The organism is Hydrogenophaga laconesensis (assembly GCF_031457235.1).
Lineage (GTDB): Bacteria > Pseudomonadota > Gammaproteobacteria > Burkholderiales > Burkholderiaceae_C > Hydrogenophaga > Hydrogenophaga laconesensis.
Map to the genome: position 1 here is coordinate 1 of NZ_JAVDWE010000026.1, position 21,761 is coordinate 21,761.

Annotated in this window: 21 protein-coding genes and 2 pseudogenes; 7 read left to right on the forward strand and 16 right to left on the reverse strand. The window is 62.6% G+C overall.

The window, feature by feature from the left end; translation table 11 throughout:
- Positions 1–118: 118 nt before the first annotated feature.
- From J2X09_RS25975 to J2X09_RS25985, 3 genes and pseudogenes are all read left to right on the forward strand, one after another.
- Positions 119–268: pseudogene (locus J2X09_RS25975) on the forward strand (GMC family oxidoreductase N-terminal domain-containing protein); the annotation flags it as partial.
- A gap of 135 nt (positions 269–403) precedes the next feature.
- A complete protein-coding gene (locus J2X09_RS25980; RefSeq protein ID WP_310309828.1) occupies positions 404–1,063 on the forward strand; it encodes a GMC oxidoreductase in 660 nt (219 codons plus the stop codon).
- Complete coding sequence (locus J2X09_RS25985; RefSeq protein WP_204735832.1) at positions 1,060–2,031, forward strand: Bug family tripartite tricarboxylate transporter substrate binding protein; 972 nt, start codon at positions 1,060–1,062, stop codon at positions 2,029–2,031. Before J2X09_RS25980 ends, J2X09_RS25985 begins: the two co-directional genes overlap by 4 nt.
- A gap of 30 nt (positions 2,032–2,061) precedes the next feature.
- Here the strand turns inward: J2X09_RS25985 and J2X09_RS25990 are convergent, their stop codons facing one another.
- From J2X09_RS25990 to J2X09_RS26040, 11 genes are read right to left on the reverse strand one after another with little or no spacing between them, the layout of a single operon-like run.
- Complete coding sequence (locus J2X09_RS25990) at positions 2,062–3,042, reverse strand: aldo/keto reductase (protein WP_204735838.1); 981 nt, start codon at positions 3,040–3,042, stop codon at positions 2,062–2,064.
- A gap of 48 nt (positions 3,043–3,090) precedes the next feature.
- Positions 3,091–3,972 (reverse strand): MBL fold metallo-hydrolase, encoded by an 882-nt coding sequence (locus J2X09_RS25995; RefSeq protein WP_204735831.1) that lies wholly within the window; start codon positions 3,970–3,972, stop codon positions 3,091–3,093.
- Positions 3,969–5,465 (reverse strand): NAD-dependent succinate-semialdehyde dehydrogenase, encoded by a 1,497-nt coding sequence (locus tag J2X09_RS26000; RefSeq protein ID WP_310309814.1) that lies wholly within the window; start codon positions 5,463–5,465, stop codon positions 3,969–3,971. Before J2X09_RS26000 ends, J2X09_RS25995 begins: the two co-directional genes overlap by 4 nt.
- On the reverse strand, positions 5,450–6,160 hold the full coding sequence (locus J2X09_RS26005) for an ABC transporter ATP-binding protein (RefSeq protein ID WP_310309816.1): 711 nt from the start codon (positions 6,158–6,160) through the stop codon (positions 5,450–5,452). The genes J2X09_RS26000 and J2X09_RS26005 overlap by 16 nt, the downstream gene beginning before the upstream one ends.
- Positions 6,157–6,921 carry an ABC transporter ATP-binding protein gene (locus J2X09_RS26010; RefSeq protein WP_204735829.1) on the reverse strand — a complete coding sequence of 255 codons (765 nt, stop codon included), beginning with the start codon at positions 6,919–6,921 and terminating at the stop codon, positions 6,157–6,159. Before J2X09_RS26010 ends, J2X09_RS26005 begins: the two co-directional genes overlap by 4 nt.
- Positions 6,914–8,239 (reverse strand): branched-chain amino acid ABC transporter permease, encoded by a 1,326-nt coding sequence (locus tag J2X09_RS26015; RefSeq protein WP_310309819.1) that lies wholly within the window; start codon positions 8,237–8,239, stop codon positions 6,914–6,916. Before J2X09_RS26015 ends, J2X09_RS26010 begins: the two co-directional genes overlap by 8 nt.
- Position 8,240: 1 nt before the next feature.
- On the reverse strand, positions 8,241–9,188 hold the full coding sequence (locus tag J2X09_RS26020; protein WP_204735828.1) for a branched-chain amino acid ABC transporter permease: 948 nt from the start codon (positions 9,186–9,188) through the stop codon (positions 8,241–8,243).
- A 42-nt stretch (positions 9,189–9,230) separates the two neighbouring features.
- A complete protein-coding gene (locus J2X09_RS26025; protein WP_204735827.1) occupies positions 9,231–10,475 on the reverse strand; it encodes a branched-chain amino acid ABC transporter substrate-binding protein in 1,245 nt (414 codons plus the stop codon).
- Positions 10,476–10,494: 19 nt separating this feature from the next.
- Positions 10,495–11,361 (reverse strand): alpha/beta fold hydrolase, encoded by an 867-nt coding sequence (locus tag J2X09_RS26030; RefSeq protein WP_310309822.1) that lies wholly within the window; start codon positions 11,359–11,361, stop codon positions 10,495–10,497.
- A 17-nt stretch (positions 11,362–11,378) separates the two neighbouring features.
- Positions 11,379–11,729: a hypothetical protein gene (locus J2X09_RS26035; RefSeq protein WP_310309824.1), complete on the reverse strand. Its 351-nt coding sequence runs from the start codon at positions 11,727–11,729 to the stop codon at positions 11,379–11,381.
- Between the two features lie 16 nt (positions 11,730–11,745).
- Positions 11,746–12,552 (reverse strand): enoyl-CoA hydratase/isomerase family protein, encoded by an 807-nt coding sequence (locus J2X09_RS26040; protein WP_204735824.1) that lies wholly within the window; start codon positions 12,550–12,552, stop codon positions 11,746–11,748.
- Between the two features lie 156 nt (positions 12,553–12,708).
- On the opposite strand from J2X09_RS26040, the gene J2X09_RS26045 reads away from it, so the two are divergent.
- Positions 12,709–13,185, forward strand: a complete 477-nt coding sequence (locus J2X09_RS26045; RefSeq protein WP_310309825.1) for a MaoC family dehydratase — start codon at positions 12,709–12,711, stop codon at positions 13,183–13,185.
- A gap of 23 nt (positions 13,186–13,208) precedes the next feature.
- Positions 13,209–14,390 carry a CaiB/BaiF CoA transferase family protein gene (locus J2X09_RS26050; protein WP_204735823.1) on the forward strand — a complete coding sequence of 394 codons (1,182 nt, stop codon included), beginning with the start codon at positions 13,209–13,211 and terminating at the stop codon, positions 14,388–14,390.
- A gap of 24 nt (positions 14,391–14,414) precedes the next feature.
- Here the strand turns inward: J2X09_RS26050 and J2X09_RS26055 are convergent, their stop codons facing one another.
- The 3 genes from J2X09_RS26055 to J2X09_RS26065 are packed head-to-tail and all read right to left on the reverse strand — an operon-like array spanning position 14,415 to position 17,085.
- Positions 14,415–15,278, reverse strand: coding sequence for a MaoC/PaaZ C-terminal domain-containing protein (locus J2X09_RS26055; protein ID WP_204735822.1), 864 nt, complete (start codon positions 15,276–15,278; stop codon positions 14,415–14,417).
- 31 nt (positions 15,279–15,309) lie between these two features.
- Positions 15,310–16,074, reverse strand: a complete 765-nt coding sequence (locus J2X09_RS26060; protein WP_204735834.1) for a crotonase/enoyl-CoA hydratase family protein — start codon at positions 16,072–16,074, stop codon at positions 15,310–15,312.
- A 39-nt stretch (positions 16,075–16,113) separates the two neighbouring features.
- Positions 16,114–17,085, reverse strand: a complete 972-nt coding sequence (locus J2X09_RS26065) for a Bug family tripartite tricarboxylate transporter substrate binding protein (protein ID WP_204735821.1) — start codon at positions 17,083–17,085, stop codon at positions 16,114–16,116.
- Positions 17,086–17,281: 196 nt separating this feature from the next.
- Between J2X09_RS26065 and J2X09_RS26070 the strand changes: the two genes are divergently transcribed.
- Complete coding sequence (locus J2X09_RS26070) at positions 17,282–18,172, forward strand: FadR/GntR family transcriptional regulator (protein WP_204735820.1); 891 nt, start codon at positions 17,282–17,284, stop codon at positions 18,170–18,172.
- A gap of 18 nt (positions 18,173–18,190) precedes the next feature.
- Here the strand turns inward: J2X09_RS26070 and J2X09_RS26075 are convergent, their stop codons facing one another.
- Positions 18,191–20,212 (reverse strand): oxidoreductase, encoded by a 2,022-nt coding sequence (locus tag J2X09_RS26075; protein ID WP_204735819.1) that lies wholly within the window; start codon positions 20,210–20,212, stop codon positions 18,191–18,193.
- Positions 20,213–20,376: 164 nt separating this feature from the next.
- Between J2X09_RS26075 and J2X09_RS26080 the strand changes: the two genes are divergently transcribed.
- Positions 20,377–21,591, forward strand: a complete 1,215-nt coding sequence (locus J2X09_RS26080; protein WP_204735818.1) for a CaiB/BaiF CoA transferase family protein — start codon at positions 20,377–20,379, stop codon at positions 21,589–21,591.
- A 35-nt stretch (positions 21,592–21,626) separates the two neighbouring features.
- Here the strand turns inward: J2X09_RS26080 and J2X09_RS26085 are convergent.
- Positions 21,627–21,761 (reverse strand): annotated as a pseudogene (locus J2X09_RS26085) (electron transfer flavoprotein subunit alpha/FixB family protein); the annotation flags it as partial.

Below are 21,761 nucleotides of genomic sequence, written 5' to 3' on the forward strand. Positions count from 1 at the left end.
CTTCTCGCGGTTTGAGAAACTCGACCTCATGTTCCTGGGCTTCATCAGCTTCGTGCTCGTCGCTGATGGCCTGAGATTGTGTTAACAGGCCCTAGTCCGCGACGCGAGCGGCACAGAACGCGAGATCGCCGCGCGAAACGTTGTCCTTTGCGCTGGCGTATTTCGCACACCTTGGCTCCTCATGGTCTCGGGCATTGGTCCGGGCCAGCATCTTGCCGAGCGGAGCGTCCAGATCCTGCTTGACAGGCAAGGAGTCGGCCAGAACCTGCAGGATCATCCGCTGCTGTCCATTTCTTCCTATCTCAGTCGAGAAGCTCGTGCGGATGGCGCCTCGCGTCGCAACTTCGCTTACCTTCGGTACTCGTCAGGTATGGCTGAAGGCTGGGACAGCGACATGATCATGATGGCGATTTGTCGCTCCTCCTGGCATGCAGTGGGCAGGCGCATCGGAACCCTCTCCGCAAATCTTGCCTATGCGTTTTCCAGGGGGGCCGTGCGAATTTCGTCTACGGGAATCGACACCGGACCTGAAGTCGCATTCAATTGGCTCGCGGACAAGCGCGATCGAGATCGAATGGTTGACGCATTCCATCGCATGGCCCGTATCTATGGCACAGGCGACGTCTCGCGCTTTGCGTCGTTTCCATTCATGAGCAGCTACTCGGCCCGGGTTCGGGTCCTGCAGCAGAACACCTTCCGCAACACATTTCTGACGAACATGGGCGCCGCACTCATGGAGAGTTCCAAGACCGTCCGGCGCTTGATGATTGAGAACTACATCCAAGACACGCCGCCGCTGAAGACGCTACTGAGCGATAGAGATTTGCTTGAGGCCTACATCTGCCGCAACGTGGGCAGCACTTTCCACCCAGTCGGCACGTGCCGTTTGGGTGCGGAGGATGACCCTCTCGCGGTTACTGCCCCCGATAGCCGCGTCATTGGAACCCAAAACATCTTCGTGGCCGATGCATCGCTGATGCCAGAGATCACTCGAACCAACACCAACATCCCCGCGATCATGATTGGCGAAAAAGTCGCGGACCTTATTAAGGAGACAACATGACTCACCGTCGCGACTTTTTGTTAGGCAGCACGCTGTCCGTTCTGACCGCCTCCTGGGCATCCGCTCAATCGGAAGCCTACCCTAACCGACCAATTCGATTCATCTATACCTACGGGCCTGGCGGTCCTGGCGATGCGCTCGCGCGGCTGCTGGGCACTCAGATGAGTCCGCTCTTGGGACAGCCGATCGTGGTGGAAAACCGAACAGGTGCTAGCGGTTCTGTCGGACTCATGGCCGGGGCCAAGTCGGCCGCAGACGGCCATACCTTTGTAATTACTACCGCAACCACGGTGGTGCACGCGCCGTTCGTGACGCGCAACAAGGCGTTTGATCCACTGACCTCCGTGCTGCCAGTCGCCAACGTGGCCTCTCAGCCCCAGGCTCTGGTGGCGCACCCTAGCGTGCCAGCCAGCGACTTTCCCTCCTTGGTCGAATGGGCACGCAACCAGCCGGGTGGCGTGGACGTAGCCATCGCGGGTGTGGCACCCGAGGTCGGCCTGGCCATGATCGCCAAGCAGACCGGCGTGAATCTTGTCAGAGTGCCCTATCGCGGTGCGGCCGCAGGCCTGCAGGCAGTCATGGGCGGCGAGGTCAAGTTGCTCTTCGTCGCACCGCCCCCCTCAGTAAACGACCTAGCAAAACAAGGACGAGTCAAGCTCATTGCCGTGTCGTCCGCTGAGGCCAGCCCACTGTTGCCAGGAGTTCAACCCATCGGCAAGCACGTGCCCGGCTTCGTCCAGGACATCAACTATGCCATCTGGGCGCCGCCGGAAACCCCCGCGCACATCGTCGCCAAGGTAAGCGAGATCATTCAGAGGATCGCTTCCACGTCGTCGTTCTCGGAACAGTTGCAGGCGATGGGCCTGACAGCCGCTCCGTCATCTGCATCGTCGTTGCACAAGCTAATGCAAAACGAGGTGGTCACGTTGCAGCGGGCGATGGAGCTGATCACCATCAAGTACGACTGACGCCTGGTGCTGGGCGTGCAACGCGCCCAGTCACTCAATCCCGGCCGGTGCGTGCGGGATGTAGGCAGCTTCGAGTTCACGGCATTCATCAGTGTCGAGCACAAGACTGAGGGAGGCCAAGGCATCCGTAAGGTGTGAAGCTTTGGTCAAGCCTACGATGGGGGCGGTGACAGCCGGCTGGGCGAGCAGCCACGCCAAAGCAACTTGCGCACGAGGAACTCCTCGGCGCGTCGCTACCCTGGCCACGGCCTGTATCACCTCGCGGTCGGCATCGTTCAAGCCACGGTGCAGGCGCTTGCCGAATTCATCGTTATCGGAGCGAAAACTGCTCTCATCAAAATCCCGAGTGAGACGACCACGGGCCAGAGGGCTCCATGGGATGACCCCGACACCCGCCTCCCGGCACAGCCGCAGCATCTCTCTTTCTTCTTCCCGGTACAACAGGTTGTAGTGGTTCTGCATCGAGATGAAAGGGTTCGCAGGTCGGTAACGGGCCCACGCCAGCGCTTGGGCGAACTGGTAGGCGTACATCGACGAAGCGCCCAAGTAGCGCACTTTCCCAGCCTTGACAAGATCGTTAAGAGTTTCGAGAGATTCCTCCATCGGGGTCTCGAGATCCCAGCGGTGCACCTGGTACAGGTCAATGTAATCAGTTCCCAATCGGCGAAGACTCCGTTCTACCTGACTGAGGATTGCCTTGCGCGAGAGTCCGCGACCGTGCGGCCCTCCATGAACCGCACCACCGACCTTGGTTGCGATGACCACATCCTCTCGCCTTGCGAAGTCCTTGAGGGCCCTCCCCAAGATCTCCTCACTGCTGCCATCCGAATACACATTCGCCGTATCGAAGAAATTGACACCCGCCTCCAGCGCCATCCGGATGAGCGCGCGGCTATCGGAGTCCGGCAAGGTCCAGACGTGAGGTCCACGCCCCGCCTCGCCAAAAGACATGCAGCCCACGCATAGGCGCGACACCATGAGGCCGCTTTGACCCATCCGCCGATACGACATGCCTTCGCTGCGGGAATGGTATGTTTCGATGATTGTCATGAGAGCAGGTCAGAAGCTGCGGAACCGGGCCGACCCAAGGTGACGCTCGATGGTGCCGGCCTCATCGAAGTGAGCCGGCAAGAGCGTGGCGCCGCTGTGCATGCATCGGTTGATCAGCCGCTGGCGACTTGCAAGTGCCGCACCAGGATCATCGTCCGTCAGCGCGTATTGCGGATCGGCAATCTGAAGAGGGTGGTGGATTGTGTCGGCGCAGTAGATGAGTTCACCCGACGAGCTGCTCAACACCAGGTGCACCTGGCCTGGAGTGTGCCCGGGCGCATGTTCAAGCCGGATCTCGGTGTCGATGCAAGAACCTAGCACGTGGTCGACGCTCACCTCGTCGAGCAGACCAGCTTCTTCGACTGGGAGCACGCTGTCTTGCCATGATCCGTGGTTTACAGATGCAGCGGGGTCAATCGCGTGGCGCTCACGCCAATGCCCCATCTCGACATCTGACACCAAATAGCGAGCGTTTCGGAACGTCGGTACCCATCGACCGTTGTCCAGACGGGTGTTCCATCCCACATGGTCCGCGTGCAGGTGGCTGCACAGCACCACATCCACCTCGTCCGGATGAACGCCGGCGCTCTTCAACCGTTCCAGATACGGAAAGTCCGTCTGGTGCCAGCGCGGCATGTCGGGCCGGTTCTTGTGATTGCCGTTGCAGGTGTCCACCAGGATGGTGCGGCCACCGTGCCGGATGACGAAAGACTGGAAGGTCAGGTAGATGCGCTGAGATCCTGCCTCAATCGACCAGGACGGTAACGCTTCGCGAACTTGCTCGATGTGCTGGTCGGGCAATTGCTTGAAGAGGTACTTGGGTTCATAGGCCACTCGCGTTTCCACCACCCGGGCAACCGTGGCGTTACCTATTCGCAGCAGGCCGCTCATGCGATAAAGGCCTTCTGCGACACCATGCGAGTAACGGTGTAGGACTCCAGACTTTCGCTTCCACCTTCGCGGCCAAAGCCACTGTCCTTCAGGCCGCCGAAGGGCATGTCGGGCGCGGGGCCACCGAAGTGGTTGATGGACAGGATGCCGCACTCGATCTCGCGGCCAATCTGCTCGGCGGTGCTGAGCGAGTTGGTGAATGCGTAACCCGCTAGTCCGACGGACACGCTGTTGGCCAAGTCGATCCCCTCTCTCAAGGAGGCCACGGACACGCACAGGGCCAGCGGACAGAACGGTTCCTCGCTCATGACCAACGCCTCGCGAGGTACATCGGCGATCACCGTGGGGGCATAGAAGTAGCCTTTCTCTCCCAGACGGTGGCCACCCGTCAGCACACGGGCTCCACGCCGCCGTGCATCTTCTACGAGGGCCTGGGCGGCGGCGAGCCGGCGGGGGTTGGCCACTGGCCCCATCTGCACCCCTGACTCGAACCCGTCGCCCACGCGCACCTCGCCAACGGCCTTGGCGAAGGCAACTAAAAACGCATCGTAGATTCGCTCGTGGACGATGAATCGGGTCGGCGAGACACAGATCTGCCCCGCCATGCGCACTTTGGCCGCCGCCGACATCCGCGCGACCTGGACCGGGTCCGCGTCCTCCGCCACCAACACCGGGGCATGCCCACCGAGCTCCATGAGCACCGGCTTCATTTGGGCAGCAGCGAGCTGCGTCAAGCGCTTGCCGACGTTCACCGAACCGGTGAACGTCACCATGCGGATCACGGGGGATGTGATCAACGCTTCTGAGATTTCGTTGGGGTCACCGAACACCAGGCTGAGTACACCGGACGGCAGCCCAGCGTCCATCAGGCATTGGGCATAAAGGCAGGCCGCGCCCGGCGTCTCTTCCGCCGCCTTCAGGATGACCGAGCATCCCGCAGCCAGCGCACCGCTGAGCTTGCGGGCCGGGGAACTCAAGGGCGCATTCCAGGGCGTAAAGGCCGCCACCGGCCCAATGGGCTGCCTCAGCACCAGTTGCAGCATGCCCGGCGCAGACGGGTTGATGCGGCCATAGAGGCGAACGGCCTCACCGGCATCCCATTCCATGATGGCGCAAGCGCGTTCCACCTCATAGCGAGCGTCCGACAGGGGCTTGCCCAGTTCCAGGGAGATGGTCTGGCAGAACGCGTCCATGCGCTCGCGCAACAACGCACTGGCCTGTCGCAGCACGCGGGCGCGCGCTTCTGGCGCCGTATCTCGCCAGATCCGACGCGCACGATCTGCTGCAGCCAGTGCACGCTGCAAGTCCGCCGCGGTGGCTTTCGGGACATCGGCCAGGATCTCTTCGTTCGAGGGATTGACGACTTGAAGGCAGGCGTCGCGGTCGTGGATCCATTCCCCGTCGATCAAAAGACCGATGCGGGGGTACGAGTAAGACATCAAAGAACCTTTCTCTGTTTCAACATCCGAGGACGTCATCACACCTCCAGCCATTCCTTGCTGACGCTTGGGTGCGACCTGAGTTCAGCGGGCGTGCCTTCGAAGACCACGCGCCCATGTCCGATTACGTAAACTCGATCGGCCACATCCAGCGCAATAGATAGCTTCTGCTCGACAAGGACGACCGACATCCGGCGCTGCTTGAGCACTCGCAGATAAGCGGCTACCTGTTCGACGATGCGGGGAGCTAAACCCTCAGTCGGTTCGTCAATCAAGATAACGTCCGGGTTTCCCATAAGGCTGCGACACAGCGTCAACATTTGCTGCTCGCCTCCCGACAGCACGCCAGCGGCGGTATGCTGACGTTCCTGCAAACGGGGAAACATGCGGTACATGTCGGCCAACGTCCACTGCCCCGGACCGGGTGGCCGCGTGGACTTCATGCCCAGCATCAGGTTCTGCTCTACGGTGAGAGTGGAGAAGACTTCTCGCGCTTCCGGAACATAACCCACACCCCGGCGCGCCACCTGGAATGTCGTCAGCGGCAACAGCGATTCACCCTTGAAATCGATCGCACCTGATCGGTCCACTTGGTGGACGATGGCCTTGAGGATCGTCGATCGGCCAGCGCCGTTGCGGCCAAGGATGGCCACGATCTCACCCTCGTCCACGTGTAGGTCGACACCGTGCAGGACATGGCTCTTTCCGTAGTACGCGTGCACATCACGCAATTCGAGCATCCGGGTCATGCAATGGCTTTCTCGGCGTGATCGCCCAGGTAGGCATCTCGCACGCGCTCATTCTTCCGAATGCTCTGCGGCACATCGCACGCAATGACCTCGCCGTAGACCAAGACGGCAATGCGATCTGCCAATCCGAAAACGACGCTCATGTCGTGCTCGACCATGATCAGGGTCTTTCCCTCTGTCACTCGAAGGATCATGTCGACCGCGGCATCCGACTCCGCCCGACTCATCCCGGCGGTGGGTTCGTCGAGCAGGATGACGTCCTTGCCGCCAATCACGGTCAGGCCGATCTCCAGAGCGCGTTGGTCCGCGTACGTCAGCAGGCCCGCCTGGACGTGGCGCTGCCGTGCTAGTCCGATCCGCTCAAGCATCTCCTCTGCACGCTCGTTCACGTTGTGCAGAGTAGAGAGTCGGCGCCAGAAAGCGTACCGATGCCCGCAAGACCACAACAGCGCTACCCGCAGGTTCTCAAAAACGCTGAGGTTATGGAACACGCTGCTGATCTGAAAGCTGCGCGCCACACCACGGTGATGGATGCGGTCGGGGGCCAAGCCGCCGACGGCTTCGCCATTGAGCAGGATCTCGCCCGACGTGGGCTGGAGAAAACCCGACATAAGGTTAAACAGCGTGGACTTGCCCGCGCCGTTTGGCCCGATCAACGCCAACCGCTCCCCTCGCTCCACCCGCAGATTGGCTCCGCGAATGATTTCCGTGGCGCCAAAGGCTTTACGAAGGCCTTTCAACTCGATTGCGACGTCATTCATGGCTCGTCCCCATCCCGGCGTCCGGCGCGCGATCCACCACCTCGACCCAGCGCGACAGCAGCCAGCGCCGCGACACGAGAAATCCAACGGCACTAAGCACCGTCAGAGCGACTACGACCATCCAGGACAAGCTCGACTCTGGCTTCAGGAGATCGCGCAGCGCCGTGCTGCGTGATGCGACATCGCCCAAAGTCAAGCTGTACGTCATTTCAATAACGCCTATCAGGCCCGCAATGCTCACGATGGCACTCGACACCACAAGCGCCAGCGGCCAGGCTGCACGCCGCAACAGGCCAGTGCGCCCCGCCCGCCACAGCAGCAGCGCAATGCCTGCAATACCACCTGGAGCGAACTTGACTACAAGCACGAAGAAGAGACCCAAGTACAAGGGCCATGCCGGCGTCCAGGCGGCCACAGACACTGCCAACACCGTACCGACAACCGCCCCGACTACTGGCCCCCAGAACACCGTGGTTCCACCGATGAAGGTGAATAGCAGCACCGCGCCGGATTGGTGAGCGCTCAGCGTTTCCGAGGTGACGGTCTCGAAGTTGATGGTGAACAGCGCCCCTGCCATTCCGGCGAAGAAGGCGGACACCAACATAGCCCGATAGCGAATCTTCTGCGGGTCGTAGCCCAGCATCTGAACACGCGTGGGGTTGTCTCGCACTGCGTTCAGCACCCGTCCGAGCGGAGATAGAGTGAACAGATACAGCGCGAGCGTGGCCAAAAACAGCCAGATGGCCATCAGGTAATAGGCCTGCAGAGCCGATCCGAAGCTCGCACCAAGCACCGGGGTACCGTACATGCGGTCGGTCGAGATGCCTGTCTCGCCACCAAAAGTAGAGGGAAACATCGTGGCCATCACATACACCAGCTCGCCGATACCGAACGTGATCATGGCGAAGCTGGTGCCGGCGCGCCGCGTGGTCACAACGCCCAGCACGCACGCCACCAATAGCGCGCACAATGCCCCTACAAGAGGCGCCATCCAGACTGGCATCCAGATGGAACCGGCTGCCGCGGCGTTCATGCCGTGTGCAGCCGCGCAGGCACCCAGGCCAAAGTACACAGCGTGGCCGAAGGACAGCATACCGCCCTGCCCAAGCAGCACGTTGTAAGACAGGCCGAACACGATGGCGGTGCCTATCTGGCTCAGGAGCGCGATAGCACCGCCACCGGGAAACAGCAAGGGAGCCAAGCAAATCGCAGCCGCGTAGGCGAACCAGACGCCCAGATGGCGCCATGACTCAGCGGGATGCAACTCGCGTCGCGAATCGCTCCGCGTCATGGCGGACTCTTGAGTCAAAACTTGCATGTCAAGCCTCCCGGGTGCCCAGCAGGCCGCGTGGCCGAACAACAAGGATCAGCACCAGCAACAGATACGGCAACATCGGTGCAGCTTGAGCCAATGTCACACCGAGCACCGGTCGTGCGAAGAAGCCATCGTCCAGGCGCAAGCCGAGCACGTTCAGTGCATCGAGCAGGGACACGTCGAGCCCAATCGCGAAGGTCTGCAGCAGCCCGATCATCAGCGATGCCACCAGTGCACCTACCAACGATCCTAGGCCACCGATCACCACCACGACAAACATCACGCCGCCCAGCAGATGCGCCATGCTGGGCTCGGTGACAAACGCGATTCCACCGAGCACGCCAGCGAGGCCGGCCAATGCGCACCCACCACCGAAGACCATCATGAATATACGGGGCACATCGTGGCCCAGTGCCTCAACCATCTTCGGTTGTGTGAGCGCCGCCTGGATGATGAGCCCGACACGCGAACGCGACAGCATCAGGTAGACACCCAGCAGCATCAGCACAGCGATGAGCATCATGAATCCCTTGAACACAGGAAACTGGGTCGAGAACACGGTGAAGAGCGTTCCCTGCAGCGAGGGCGGCACCGGGTTCGGCAGAGAGGTTCGCCCCCAGACGACCTGCACCAACTCAGCCATGATGTACGCCAAGCCATAGGTCAGAAGCAGCTCTGGAATGTGGCCGTGGCGATGTAGGGATCGCAGGCCGAACCGCTCCACCGCGGCGCCGATAAGGCCCACAAGCAATGGAGCAACCAGCAGTGCTGGCCAGAACCCGATCGTGCTCGAAAGGGCATACGCGATGTAGGCACCGAACATGTAGAAGCTCGCGTGCGCAAAGTTCAGGATGCCCATCATGCTGAACGTCAGGGTGAGTCCCGACGACAGCATGAACAGCAGCAGCCCGTACGCCAGCCCATTGAGGCTGGAGACCAAGAAGAACTCCATGATGGTTCTGAACGGCAGTAAGTGGAGAAACGGAGCTTGGAATTAGGAAGGACGCGACGGGCGCTCCATCTGGCAGGAGGTGGGTTGCGAACCAACGTACGCCTCGATTCGGCGCTCCACCTTCCAACCGTAGCCGGTGTTTTCCTGGTCGTACTTCACGTCCTTGCCGTTCAGCTTGGTCCAAGTCGACACGTAGGTGTTGGCCTGCAGTTGGTGGTCGAGCTTGCGCATTTCAGACTCGCCGCTGATGTCTTTGAATTTCGCACCCTCGAGCGCGAAAGCCACCTTGACCGGATCGGTCGAGCCGGCCTGTCGGATGCCACCAGAGAGGGCGGTGATGACCGTGTAGGTTCCGGAGATGATGAAGTCCTCGTTGAACTCCTTCTTCATGCCTTCGACGAGCTCTTTGCCCAGGAAGCCTTCGTTGTTGGCCGAGAAGGTGCTGATGTTGCGGACCCTCCCGGCGGCGGCCACCCCGAGTGCGGTGGGCACGCCGAAGCTGTGCGCGTAGTAGGTGTAGAACGGCACGTTGAGGCCAGCCTCGTTGGCGGCCTTGATGAGCAGCGTCAGGTCCACGCCCCAGTTGGCGGTGGTAACCGCATCGGCGCCAGATGCCTTGATTTTGGCGATGTAGGGAGCGAAGTCCTTCACTTGACCGATCGGGTGCAGGTCGTCGCCGACGATTTCCAGGTCAGGCCGCTTGCGCTTGAGAAACTCTTTCGTGGCCTTGGACACGGATTGGCCCAGCGCATAGTTCTGGCCGATGATGTAGAGCTTCCTGATCTTCGGGTCCTTGGCGATGTCAGAGGTGAGCGCTTCCACATACATGTCCGCATTGGGGTTGTAGCGAAAGCTCCAGAAGCTGCACTTGGCGTTGGTGAGATCGGGATCGGAGTTGGAGTGCGTCAGCAGCAACACCTCTTTTCCAGGGTTTCGGGCGTTGTGCTTGTTCACCGCATCGAGCAGGGTGGCGTACGCAGCCGAACTGCCGCCGTTGATGAAATAGCGGTATCCCTGGTCGACAGCCGTGCGGAACACCGCCACCGATTCCTGCGCTGTGCCCTTGTTGTCGAACTGCGTCAGCTCCAGCGTGTGGCCGCCAGCTAGCTTGTTGCGATTCACCGCGTCCGCGGTGAGCTTCATGCTTCGCGTCCAGTTCAGCGACGGTCCGGCGAACGGGCCCGAAGCGGGATCGATGACAGCAATCTTCACGGTATCGGCCCAGGCCGACGGCAGGGCAGCGGCCAGCAGCATCGAAGCGCAAGACATCAGGGAACGGGTTTTCATGTTGTCTCCAGAAGGGATATCAAACAGCGGATGCGACGGCAGGCTGTGCCGCCAGTTCGTCGAGGATGGGTAACAGGTAGGTCCGGAAATGGGGGTAGTTCTCCGACATGGGGAAATGCCCCAGGCCGGTCATGACCTTGAACGTCGAACCGGGCACCAGCCGATGCACCTCCTCAGCGCCTTGCGGCGGGGCCGAGTAGTCGTATTCGCCGCTCAGCAAATGCAATGGTGTGCAGCCCGTGTCGATGCCTGCCAGGGTGTCGGGTGTGAGATTTCCCGAGTCCTTGTAGAAGAAGATGTCGCCGAAGAAGACGCCGGGACCGCTTTGCGCGTAGTACCAGAGCGTCTCCAGCCGGGAGGCTGTCGGGCTCTGGGGACCCATGAGGCCGGAGACCAGTCCAGCCGCGGCTTCGCCCCCGTGCACGTCCGGGCGGTTCAGGTATTGCAGCTGCGTTTGCCACTTGGACAACCGGCCGGTGACCGAGATGGAGGTCTGCAGCCCGATCGCGGCCCTGAACCGTTCGGCGTGGCGCAGCAAAAGATGCAAGACGACGCGGCCGCCAATGGAGCACCCCATCACCACGGGCCGGTCGAGCGCCATGTCGCGCGCGACGGCCAGAATGGTTTCGACGTAGGTGTCGCTGTCTAGCCGGTACGCCTCGTCCATGAACCCCTCGGGCGGCGCGGACTTCCCGTGCCAGGGCAGGTCGAACGCGATGACCCGGTAGCGGGACGTGACCGCTGGGTCATTCATCAAGCCGCGGTACTGGCGTGAATCGCTGCCCGCCGTGTGCAGACAAATCAGGGGAATGCCCTCTCCTGCCTCTTCCACGTAGATGCGCTGCTCACGCCCTTTCACTTCGGTTCTCAGGTAACGACCGGTCACGGGCTCGAATCCACCCTTCACCATGATGCGTCCCCCTTGATCAGGGCTGCGACGATGCCCTTGACCAGAAAGATGTTCGAGAAGAATGGCAGCATGTCCCGTCCATCCAGCTCACCCTGGCCGGACTCAACCATGGCGAGGATGTCGTTGTATCCCGGCGGGGGAACGGCCTGGGCGTAGGACCGCCAGACCTCGTCCCGGGCCTGCAGCGTGAAGTTGGGCTCGGCGCCCGCCAGGTCGGGGAGCACGCGCACGTCCCCATCGCCCACGCTTAACCACCGCGCCTGCGTTTCCGACTTCACGCAGAACGTGAAGCGGGCGAACTGCGCGCGCCGCAGAAGTTGCGGATTCCGGCTCAGTGCCGGCATGACCTCTGTGTGCACGTCAGTACCCCTTGAAAGCTGGCTTGCGTTTTTCCTTGAACGCGCGGGCGGCTTCCTGATGGTCTTCCATCTTCAGGGTGAGCTTCTCAAGGGCGTTAGAGGCGTCGTACACCAGGTTCATCCGGTCCTTGAGAATCTTGTTGACGGACAGCTTGGTCCATCGGATCGCCCAAGTTGCGCCGTCTGCCAGCTCTCTCGCGATCTCCTGCGCCAGCGTCAGCACCTGGTCTCGCGGTACGACGTGGTTCACCAAGCCGATGCGCTCGGCTTCAGGACCCTTGATCAGAAGGCCGCGCATGAGCATTTCCTTGGCCCGCGAAATGCCCAGCAGAAGCGGCCAGACAACCGCGCCGCCGTCACCGGCGACCAAGCCCACTCGGACATGCGGATCGCCAACGCGCGCGGTGTCGGCCATGACGGTGATATCGCTCAGCAACGCGACGGTGGCCGCAAGGCCGACGGCATCGCCATTGATGGCGCAGACGACGGGCTTGTCCAACTCGAGCATGTTGACGAGCAGGCGGCGACTTGCGGAGGGGTCCGCGATTTCGCCCTTGGCCAGGAAATCGCCGCCCGGCCGGTCCGACATGTGTTTCACATCGCCGCCCACGCTGAAGTAGTCGCCCGCACCGGTCAGCACCACGGCGTTGACATCGTGGTCCTCGGCCAGATCCAGCCAAATGGACCGGAGCTCGTGGATGAGCTTGCGGTTGAGCGCGTTTCGCGATTCGGGCCGATTGAGGGTGAGGGTGGCAATCCGGTCGGCGATTTCAACCTTCAGATGTTCGTACTGCGCATAGCGCTCCATGGGGTCTCCTAAGTGTGCAGGCCCGGTCTTGAGCCTTTGGTATATTGGTTATACCATTAACATTCTATCCATTAAAAAAATCGAAGCAACCCCGACATGGCGTTTGGTTGCCCACCACCTCGGCGCTCGCACTGCGCCATCAACCGGAGACACAACTTGCTGACCATTGACACCCAGATGGATTTGACGAACCACGTCGGAGAGGAGATCGGATGCAGTGACTGGGTCACCATCGATCAGAAAATGATTGACGACTTCGCGGCCCTCACAGGCGACCGCAACTGGTACCACGTCGATCGGGAAAGGGCTTCGCGCGAGTTGCCCGGCGGCAAGCCGATCGCCCATGGCCTGCTCACGCTCTCTCTCGTGCCCGGCCTGGCGGCCCAGATCGTGCAGGTCCGGCACCGCAGCCTGGCGTTCAACTACGGGTCCGACAAAGTCAGGTACCCCAAGCCCGTGCCTGCCGGTTCACGGATCCGCCTGCGGATGAAGATCGTCTCGGCCGAGCCCGCCGACAAGGGGACCCTGCTTGTGCGGCGGTACACCATGGAGCTGGAGGGCTCGACGAAGCCGGCCATGGTGGCAGACATGCTGTCCCTGATCGTGGCCCCGACGGCGCCTGCCGCTGGCTGAATCACCCTCAAACAGGAGACACCATGAAACACGAAGAACGCCCACTGCAGGGCATGCGCGTGATGGACTTCACCATGATGATGGCCGGCCCGTATTGCACGCGCATCCTCGCCGACCTCGGCGCGGAGGTGATCAAGGTCGAGGCGCCCGATGGTGACCAGATCCGCAAAAGTCCCCCACTGCGCGCCGGCGCGAGCGCCTACTTTGCACAGCTGAACGCCGGCAAGCAGAGTATGAGCCTGGACCTCAAACACCCTGAGGCGGTCGAGATCGCCGCCGCCCTTTGCGAAAAGGCCGATGTGGTCGTCCAGAGTTTCCGGCCCGGCGTCATGGACCGACTGGGGCTCGGGTTCGAGAAGCTGGCGGAAATCAATCACCGGCTGGTGTATTGCTCGATTTCGGGATTCGGCCAGAGCGGGCCCGAGGCCAGGCGACCCGCCTTCGCCCAGATCGCGCACGCCATGAGCGGCTTCGACCACGTGCAGATGCTGTACCAGCGAAGCGAACAACCACCCAACGTGGGCCTCTTCATCGGCGATCTCGTGACAGGCCTCTATGCCGCCATTGCGGTGCAGGCAGCGTTGCTCAAGAGAACCCGCAGCGGCCAAGGCGAACATCTGGACGTGACCCTCATGGAGAGCATGCTCAACATGATGCCCTATGAGCTCCAGGAGGCCCAGTTCCCACAAGAGAAGCCGCGATTCGTCTATCGCCCCCTCAAAGCCGCGGACGGTTTCGTGATGGTGGTGACCGTCACACCAACTAACGTCGCGAACCTTTGCGATGCCATCGGCCGCCCCGAGTGGAAAAGCGATGCCCGCTTCAACAACCGCGTGGGGCGGGGGGCGAACTGGGAAGCTTTCTGCGAAGGCATCGAAGCATGGACCTCCCTGCGCACTGCCGCAGAATGCGAAGCGCTGCTCACCGCTGCGGGCGTTCCTTGCTCACGCTACCGCACGGTCGTCGACAGCGTCCGAGACCCTCACCTGCACGAACGGCAGGCGTTCAGCCACGTGCAGGACGGCGGAGGCGAGCTCCTGGTGAGCAACCTGCCCTTTCAGATTTCAGGCAGCAGGCCGCTGGCCGGCCAGCACGTGCCCGCCCTGGGAGAACACAGCAGACAGATCCTCGTAGAACAACTGGGGCTGGATGAAGCAGGCTGGCAACGCTTGCTTCAGCAGGGCGTGCTGGGCCAGGCCAGCTGAAGCCTCGACCGCTGGGTGGACGGGTCAACCGTCCACTAGGTCGGCGTGGCCGTGGTTCAGCACGGTCACGCCCCGCTCGGGCACCGTGCAACGGAACTGCACCGCGCCTGCTTCGCGCCAGAGTTCGGTGCGCAGCGTCTCCCCGGGGTACACCGGGGCGCTGAAGCGTGCCTCCATCTTCCTGAGCATCGCGCCATCGCTGCCACACACCGCTTCCACCACGGCGCGGCCTGCCAACCCGAAGGTGCAGCGGCCATGCAGGATGGGCTGGCGGAATCCCCCTTGCCTGGCCAAGTCCGGGTCGGCGTGTAGCGGGTTGTAGTCCCCGCTGAGCCGGTAGAGCAGGCCGGCCTGCGGAAGAACCCGGATGTCGCGCACCAGATCGGGATGTCGCGAGGGAAAGACCCGGTTCGGCGGCACCTCCTGCTGGACATCTGCGCTCACACCTCCCACGCGCGACATGCTCGCGCCACGCAGGATGCAGACGAGCTCGCCCGTCTCCCGCACGCGAACACGGTTTTCGTAGGTCCAGAGCACACCGCGCGCAGGGCCTTTGTCGATCACGGAAAGGATCACCTGCTGGCCCACAAGCACCCGATCCAGCGGGATGGGCGCCACGATCTCAAAACCCTGGAACACGTGCAGCACCTGCCGGGTATCCAGCCCGAACCGCGCGACGGAATGCCCTTTCGAACCCGGGTAGCACAGCGTGATCGCCATGGTGGGAAACACCTGCAGCCCACGTTCGTACACGAAACGCAACTGCTTCTCGTCGCATGGGTTTTCGCCGAACCCCAGCGCCAGGCCATACAGCATGGCGTCCCGGCTGGAGACGGTCTGTTCGACTTCGGGGTAGGTGATGCGTTTCACCAGGTCAACGACATGCATGACGGCTCTCGATCAGTTTGAGCGGCAACGGTCACCGGCCTTGCCAGAAGGGCGGTCGCTTTTCGGCAAACGCCAGCGGCCCTTCTTTCGCGTCGTCGGACGCGAACACCGCTTCCGCCATCGTGTGCTGACGGTCGAACGCCTCATCCATGTCCCACGCCCAGGAACCATTGATGATCTGCTTGCTGGCCACCAGGGCCAGCGGGCCGTTGCGCGCAACGGTGGCCGCCAACCGCCGTGCTTCGACGAAGGCCTGTCCCGCGTCGACCACGCGGTTGATCATCCCGATGCGCAGCGCGTGCTCCGCATCGATCGGGTCGCCCGTCAACGCCATTTCCATGGCGATGCGGTAAGGCACCTGGCGCGGCAACCTGATCAGCCCGCCTGCGGCGGCGATCAGGCCGCGCTTGACTTCGGGCAACCCGAACCGGGCGGTCGAACTGGCGACGATGAGGTCGCAGGCCAGCGCCATTTCGCACCCACCGCCAAGTGCGTAGCCTTCGACGGCGGCGATAAGGGGCTTCTTCGGTGGCTGGGCGGTCAGCCCCCCGAAACCTCGTGTAGGCACACGGGCCCGCTCGCCTCGCAGGATGGCCTTGAGGTCCGCGCCCGCAGAGAAGTGTTCGCCACTGGAACAGAGCACGGCAGTGCGAAGGTCGGCGCGCGCGTCAAGCTCGGTCAACGCGGAAGCGATGCGCCGGGCCACCGCTAGGTTGATCGCGTTCCGGGCCTGCGGCCGGTTGATCCGGATGGTCATCACGCCATCGTGCACGTCCACCAAGACGACATCCTCCAATGCTTCCATGCTGAATGCCCTGCGCCCTGCCGCTGCGGATCAATCCACTACGATCTTGCGCGCCTTGACGACCGCCGACCAGACCTCGATGTCCTTGCGGAGCTGGTCCGCGAACTGCTGGGGCGTGCTGCCCACCGTGGGCATGCCGTGGGTCTCGAGCGCCTTGGCCGTTCCGGGATCCTTCACGGACTTGACCATGGCGGCATTCAGCCGCGCCACCATCGGGGCAGGCAGGCCCGCGGGCCCGATCAGGCTGATCCACGACGGTACATCCTGGCTGTAACCCTTCAAGGCTTCCGGCGCAGAGGGCGCATCCGGCAGTTCGGCGAAACGCTTGTTGTCCAGCACCGCCAGCACACGGAGCCTTCCCGTTTTCGCATGCGGCACGACCGATGCCACGCCCAGGATGCCAATGTTGACCTGGCCGCCCAGCAAATCGTTCAAGGCCGGGCCGGCCCCCCTGTAGGCCACGTGCGTGAGTTCGATGCCCGCGAACTGGTTGAGGCGCTCGCCTTCCAGGTGGTTGGTAGAGGCCTGCCCTGCGCTGCCGTAGGTCAATGTTTTGGGGTTCTGGCGCGCGTGCTCGATCAGATCGCCCAGCGTCTGGAAGGGTGAGTCGGAGCGCACGGCGATCACCAGCAGGTTGTAGGTGGCGATGCCGATGGGCGTCAGGTCTTTCAAGGGCTCGTAGGAAATCTTCTTTCCCACGGCGATGGGGATCGTCATGGTGGACCCTGAAGCAAGGCCAAGGGTGTAGCCATCGGCTTGGGCGCGCGCCACCACCGCCGTTCCCACCACACCGCCACCGCCCGCCATGTTCTCGACCACGACCGTCTGGCCCAGTTCGGCACCGAGCCGCAGAGCGATGGCACGGCCGGCGACGTCGAACGAGCCCCCCGGCGGATAAGGAACGATGAGACGGATGGCCCGATTGGGGTAGTTGTCCGCGAAGGCGGGAACAGCCAGGCCGGCCAGTCCCGCGATGAGCACGTTTCTGCGATTCAGTTGCATGTGGAGCAGTCCTTCTTCCTCGGATTGGATCATTCGGTTTAACGGTCTATTGGTAGTACCATAATACATATCAATAAACTGCCTGCGCGGGAAAACCCTAGAACCCGACGTCTGACGCGTCGACAAAGGCCTGCCGTAGGTCACACGCGCCCTGCGCAGCCAGGGTGCAGCACTAGAATTGGCAGAATGGTCCAGAGTGACAGTGGCAGGACCAACTTACCTCTTAACGAAGTGGACATTCATGAAGCGAGAACCTGACCCCGGCGTGGCTTTCGAACCTGTCGTCACGCAGCGCGCTTTCGAGCAGGTCTGCAACCAGATCCGCAAACTGCTGGCAACGGGCAGCCTGAAGACGGGAGACAAGCTGCCAGCCGAGCGCGCACTGGCCGAGAGCCTGGAAGTAAGCCGGGGTGTGGTTCGTGAAGCACTTCGAACACTGGAAATTGCCGGGCTGATCGAGTTACGCAAAGGCGTGACAGGAGGAGCCTTCGTGGCCTCTGGGCAGTCCAAACTGCTCTCACAGGCGTTCCAGGACATGCTCTACTTGGGCAACATTTCGCTGAGCGAGCTGACCGAGGCCCGGCTCAAGTTCCTCAATATCGCCATTGAACTGGCGTGCGATCGCGCGACGGAGAGCGATTTCGAAGCACTGGAAGACAACATCGCGCGCACCGAAGCGGCCTATCAACGCGAACGCACCGATTTTGGCTTGGGCGGCGAGCGTGCCAGACTCGCGCAGGAGTTCTACCACCTGCTCAGCCGCGCCACGGGCAACGAAGTGATCGTCATGACTGTCGACGCGATCACCAAGATGTTGCTCAAGCTGGTTAACTCTGCATCGCGCACGCCGCTGCAGCTAATTCAGTCGCGACGCAGATTCCTCAAACACCTGCGTGCCCGCGACGCCGCCAAGGCGTCCAAGGAAATGTCGACCTTCCTGCTGGCGGTGCATCAGTACATCCTGTCCAGCGACACCCAGAGCGATGTCGTCGTCGAGGATCTGCCTCTCGCGGCTTCTGCAGAAAAAGCACCTGCCGTGGCCAAGGTGGCGCGCAAGTCCACCACCCGCGCCAAGCCTCTGGCTTGAAGGCACCGCACCCGCGCCTTAGATGACGCGTGCAACGTCGTAGGCACGGGCGATGGTTGCGAAGATCGTCCCCGCGTGTTCGGAAGTCGCATCGTGCGCATCGCCGACCACATGGGCAGTGATGCCCATCTTGCTGGCCAGCTCCACCAGTGCCCGGTCCGCCTTGCGCTCGCTGGCGAACACCACGGTCTGGACCCCCTCCAGCGTGTTCTCGCCATCGCGCGTCTGCAGCCGCACCCGTCCGCCAGGCGCCACGCCCATGCCCGACACGTTCTTGATGCGGCGCACGCCCTTTTGGCCGATGCGGTTGAGCAGGTACCAGCGGTCGTGGCCCGCGAGCTTGGATGCCAGGTGCGGCGAGCTCTCGGCGATGCACACGTCCACGCCCTTCTCGGCCAGCCAGTCGGCCACAACGACACCGTTCTGATCACCGCCGATCACCAGCACCTTTTTCCCCACCGGCAGATCCTCATCGATAAGGTCGTCAAGCATGACGATGTCGATGTCGTCGGCGCTCATGACGGCATCGAGCATGTTCGCTGGGACCTGGGGAACGCTGCCCGTGGCGACGATGAGCACATCGGGCGCCAGCGCCTTCAGCAGCGGCTCGCCCACGCGCGTGCCCAGCCGCACCTCCACGCCGTGGCGCTGCAGTTGCCGCTCGTACCACGGCAGGATGTCGCCGAGTTCCTGGCGGCCCGGCATCTTCGCGGCCAGCACAATCTGCCCGCCCAATTGCTCGCGGGCCTCGCACAGAGTCACCTGATGGCCGGAGAACGCGCAGCGGCGGGCCGCCTCCAGGCCAGCCAGACCGCCACCGACCACCACCACCTTCTTGGGTTGTGCACTGGCGGAGCCCTCGACGTCGACAAGATCCCGTTCCCGGCACATGCGGGGGTTCACCACGCAGCTCGTCATGCCGCCGCGCTGGATGTGCTCATCGGCGCAGCCGCGGCAGTCCGCTAGGCAGGGCCGGATGTCCTCCAGACGACCTTCCCGCGTCTTCTGGACGAACTCCGAATCCGCGATAAAAGCGCGCCCCAGGACGACGAAGTCCAACCGGCCCCGGGCGATCAGGTCTCTGGCCATGCGCGGGTCCTTGATCCGACCAACCGAGGCCACCGGAATCGAGACCCGCTCCTTCACCGCTTCAGCCATGTCCACATAGCAGCCCTGCGGTTCGTACATCGGGGGGATCGTCAACCGGTCCGCCCCGATGAGGCCGGCGGTGACGGTGAGGTAATCCGCCCCGGCCGATGCCAGCAGTGGCCCGAGCCGGACAGCGTCTTTCAGCTGCCAGCCGTCCTCGCCGATGAAGTCGTCGCCGTTGAACTTCACGCCCACGGCGATGCGCCCTCCAACTCGGTGTTTGACTGCGTCGACGATCTCCAGGAGAAACCGAACCCGGTTGTCGAAGGAGCCGCCATACCTGTCGGTGCGGCGGTTGAACAGGGGCGTCAGGAAGTTGCTGATGAGGTAGCCATGGCCGGCGTGGATTTCCACGAAATCGAACCCCGCCTGCCGGCATCGATCGGCCGCCTCCGCGTAGTAAGTGACGATGTCGGGTATCTCGGAAGTCTCAAGCGCGCGGTTGATCTGGCCACTGCGCTGACGCCCGGGCTCGCGGTTGTCACGCACATTTGAGGACAGGCCTGAAGGTGAGATAAGCGAGTGGCGACCACGCTCGGTGCCGCCGCCGTTGAAGAGCTGGATGCCGAACCGCGTGTCGTGGCGGTGCACCGCATCGACCAGTCGGGCGAAAGAAGGAATCATCTCGTCCAGGTACAGCTTCAGGCCCGCACTGCCACTCTGCCTGGGCTGCGGTCCTTCCGGTGACGGCGGCACCACCGCGGCAGCGCCCACCGCCATCATGCCGGGCGACGTTCTGGCTCGCTCGACGTAGTAGGCAATGGTTTCATCGGAAATGCTCCCATCGGCGTGGACGCGGCTACCGGCCGACATGCCGGACATCATGATGCGATTGGCCACCGACATGGGACCGATCTGCATCGGCTGGAACAACTCGGGCAAGTGGGACATCTGCTTTTCTATTGGATTAATGGTACGACCATTATAGAAACAGCCGCAATGGCATAGCAACCCCCGCTTGTCGGTGCCGTCGCCCGTTTTCTGTTGCAGGTTGTGGTGGTGTGAGATAAGCTATTGGTAAGACCATTATTCCTTTTGACCACCTGCGATCGACCATGCTCCACACCTCTTCATCTTCCCGCACGCCACACGACCCCCTCAAGGGCATCCGTGTCGTGGACTTCACCATCGTCATGTCGGGGCCGCTGTGCACGCGCGCCCTGGCAGATGCGGGCGCAGACGTCATCAAGATCGAACCGCCGGCAGGCGACATGGTGCGCAACCGGCCCCCGACGCGTTCCGGCGTCAGTACCTATTTCGGCTCGATGAACTGCGGCAAGCGTGGCATCGTGCTGGACCTCTCCACGCCCGAAGGCCGAGAGATCGCCCTGGGCCTGGCCCTGCAGGCCGACGTCATCGTCGAGAATTTCCGTCCCGGTGTCATGAAGCGGTTGGGGCTCGACTACGACAGCCTGAGTGCACGCCGACCTGGCCTGATCTATTGCTCCATCTCAGGCTTCGGGCAATCCGGCCCCATGGCGCATGCTCCGGCATATGCCCCGGTGATCCATGCCGCCTCGGGGCTGGACATGGCCAACATGAGTTACCAGACGGACCCCTCGCGCCCCGGCAACAACGGCATCTTCATCGCGGATGTGCTGGGGGCCTCCCAGGCGGCCAGCGCCATCCATCTCGCCCTCTTCGACCGCGAGCGCACCGGCAAGGGCCAGTGGATCGACGTGTCGCTCATGGATGCGGTGCTGGGCATGCTGGTGTACGAGACGCAGGTAGCGCAACAGCCGACGAACCGGCGCCGCCAGGTCTATGAGCCCGTCCGATCCCGGGACGGCTTCGTCATGGTGGCGGCGGTCACGCCCAAGAACATGGAAGCACTGTTCGACCTGATCGGCTTTCCCGCGGGCAAGACCGATCCTCGTTTCGCCAACACCCGCACCAAAGAGGAAAACTGGTCCGAGCTGTTGCGCATCATCGAGTCGTGGACCAGCCAGCGTTCGTCGAGCGAGTGCGAAGACCTCATGATGGCTGCTGGCGTGCCCTGCGCGCGCTACCGAACGGTGACGGAGGCCTTGGCGGAACCCCAGGTGGCGTTCAGGGGCACGCTGGCGCACGTGGGCACCGCGGAAGAACCCTTCCAGGTCGTCAACCCGGCCTACCGCCTGTCCAACAGCCGCATCGAAGCCCGCCGTTGCATTCCCCAATTGGGCGAGCACACAGAAGAAGTGCTGCAGGAACTTCTGGGCGCCAGCGATGAACAGCTGGAGGCCTGGCGTGATAAGGGGGTGTTAGGCGCCTCCAGGGCCCCGGCTTGATCTCGGGGAGGCAATGTCTTGCCTCCCCTCGGTGCTCAGAGCGCCTTGATGAGTTCCGGCACGGCCTCGAAGAGGTCGGCCTCCAGGCCGTAGTCGGCCACGGAGAAGATCGGGGCCTCGGGGTCCTTGTTGATCGCCACGATCACCTTGGAGTCCTTCATGCCGGCCAG